The organism is Acinetobacter sp. UBA6720 (assembly GCF_002454215.1).
In the GTDB taxonomy this organism is placed as follows: domain Bacteria; phylum Pseudomonadota; class Gammaproteobacteria; order Pseudomonadales; family Moraxellaceae; genus Acinetobacter.
On record NZ_DKIK01000060.1, the window covers coordinates 1 to 2764 of the forward strand.

At 42.9% G+C, this 2764-nt stretch carries 2 protein-coding genes; both read left to right on the top strand.

Annotated elements, in window-relative coordinates:
• Nucleotides 1-101 precede the first annotated feature (101 nt).
• Nucleotides 102-1103, top strand: a complete 1002-nt coding sequence (gene ribF, locus B4F08_RS04845; RefSeq protein WP_291373526.1) for a bifunctional riboflavin kinase/FAD synthetase — start codon at nt 102-104, stop codon at nt 1101-1103.
• Nucleotides 1104-1163: 60 nt separating this feature from the next.
• On the top strand, nt 1164-2764 hold a 1601-nt coding region (locus B4F08_RS04850; RefSeq protein WP_291373528.1), incomplete at its 3' end, for an isoleucine--tRNA ligase.

Below are 2764 nucleotides of genomic sequence, written 5' to 3' on the forward strand. Positions count from 1 at the left end.
CTTTCTCCGAATTTTTTACTGATGAAAAACACAACAACAAGACGAATCGCTGAGAATATGGCAATATATAGCCTTTGCAAAATTCACTGAATTTAACGCCCATGAAGTTGCTTCGTCTCAACGCATTATCGCCAGATTTTCAGTTACCGCCGACTGCGGTAACGATTGGCAATTTTGATGGTGTCCATCTTGGTCATCAAGCGATGATTGCCCAACTCAAAACATTGGCAGATGCCAAAGGCTTAAAAACATTGGTGATGATTTTTGAGCCGCAACCACTTGAATTTTTTAAAGCTTATGATGCTCCGCCACGCATTAGCTCATTACGTGAAAAAGTAGAATATTTAACTGAGCTTGGTGTGGACTACATTGCAGTTGCGAAATTTGACCATTATTTTAGAAGTCTAAATGCCACTGAATTTGCCGACCTACTCAAATTAAAACTCAATGCACAAAGCTTGGTGCTAGGCGATGATTTTCATTTTGGCAAAGACCGCCAAGGCAACAGCGAATTTTTACGCGATTATGGCTTTGACGTGACCAATTTAAATACCGTCGCTTTAAATGGTGAACGTGTCAGTTCAACCCGTATTCGTCAGGTTCTACAAGAAGGTGATCTGGCATTAGCAGCCAAACTCTTGGGCCGTCCTTATAGCATCACAGGCCGAGTGCAATATGGAGATCAGATTGGTCGCACCCTTGATTTTCCAACCATCAATGTTCGTTTAAACCGTCATAAACCTTGTTTAAATGGGATTTATGCGGTGGATGTGGTCTGTGAAAATGCATCATTAAATGCAAAAGTAAAACATTCAGATCCTGCCCTCAACGGGATAACAGGCTATCAAACTGACAGTTTGTTTGGTGCAGGTCATGTCGGGACACGCCCAGCCATCAAACAAGACCAGCCAGAATGGCGATTAGAGGTACATTTCCCTGATGTTTCTGCTAATCTGTATGGCTTATTGATGCGGGTAACTTTTCTTCACTATTTGCATGGTGAACTGAATTACCCTTCGCTTGAAGCCCTCAAAGCTGGAATCGATGATGATGTGCAAAAATTACGAGACTATCGTGAACGCACACCAGAATTTCCTTTTTAAATTTAAATTTCATTTGTAATACATGTCAGTTTAGACTGATAAAACTGGAAGAAAACTTGCATGAGCGATAAGCAAACTCCTGAAAATGCAGTGGATTATAAAGCCACACTCAATTTGCCAGATACTGAATTTGCCATGAAAGCAAATTTGGCTGTGCGTGAAGCCAAATGGTTAGAAGAGTGGTATGCCGACAACATTTATCAGCAGATTCGTGCATCGCGTATTGGCAAGAAAAAATATGTGCTTCATGACGGTCCTCCATACGCCAATGGTCAAATCCATTTGGGCCATGCAGTCAATAAAGTTTTAAAAGACATCATCATCAAAAGCCGCGTGATGGATGGCTTCGATGCGCCATACGTACCAGGTTGGGACTGTCACGGTCTGCCAATCGAACTGAAAGTCGAAGAAAAAGTCGGCAAAGTGGGCGTTAAAGTCGATGCTTCAACTTTCCGTAAAGCGTGTCGTGAATATGCCTACACCCAAGTCGAATTACAGAAAAAAGACTTCGTGCGCATGGGCGTGTTTGGTGATTGGGATAGTCCTTACCTCACCATGAACTTTAAGCAAGAAGCAGACATTGTTCGTTCGCTTGGCGCAATTGCCAAAGCAGGTCATATCGAACCCGGCTTAAAACCTGTGAACTGGTGCTTGGATTGTGGTTCTGCGCTCGCAGAAGCAGAAGTTGAATATGAAGATAAAAAGTCTGATGCAATTGACGTTGGTTTCACCGTTGTTGACCTTAAAGATTTAAGCAGCCGTCTTGGTGTTGATGTCCAAGATGTGACTGATATTGTGATCTGGACAACCACACCTTGGACGTTGCCTGCCAACCAAGCCGTTGCACTCCATGCTGAAATTGACTATCAATTGGTTAAAGTGATAACTGAACATGGCAAGCAAAACTTTATTCTTGCCAAAGATCTGGTTGAATCTGCAATTGAGCGCTATAAGCTTGAAAATCCAGTGGTACTGGCTGATTTTAAAGGTTCAGCAATCGAGAATGTCTTATTACAACATCCTCTGATTACTGATCGCCAAGTGCCTGTTATTTTAGGTGAACACGTTATCGCAACCAGCGGTACAGGTGCAGTACATACCGCTCCTGGACACGGTGTGGACGACTATAAAGTTGGCTTACAGTACAACCTAAAAGTCGATAATCCTGTCGGTGGTAATGGCGTATATTTACCAACTGCACCGATTTTTGCGGGTGAGCATATTTACAAAGCAAATCCAAAAATTATCGAAGCTTTGGGTGCTGTCGGTCGTCTATGGGCGCATCAGCCAATCAAACACAGCTATCCACACTGCTGGCGTCATAAAACACCGATTATCTTCCGTGCAACACCACAATGGTTTATCAGCATGGATGCCAAAGGTTTACGTCAAACTGCTTTAAATGCGATTGAAAATGACATCGAATTTGTTCCAGATTGGGGTAAAAATCGTATTCAATCGATGATCGAAGGTCGTCCTGACTGGTGTATCTCACGTCAACGTACTTGGGGCGTACCAATCCCATTCTTTGTACATAAAGATACTAATGCATTACACCCTCGTACACCTGAACTCATTGAAGAAGTTGCTAAACTGATCGAACAAGACGGCATTGATGGGTGGTATAACCGCGATGCTAGCGACTTCATTGGCGCAGATGC

What these genes read in the sequence shown, in the direction of transcription:
- ribF (WP_291373526.1), top strand. Translation starts at nt 102, where the DNA reads ATGAAGTTGCTTCGTCTCAACGCATTATCGCCAGATTTTCAGTTACCG.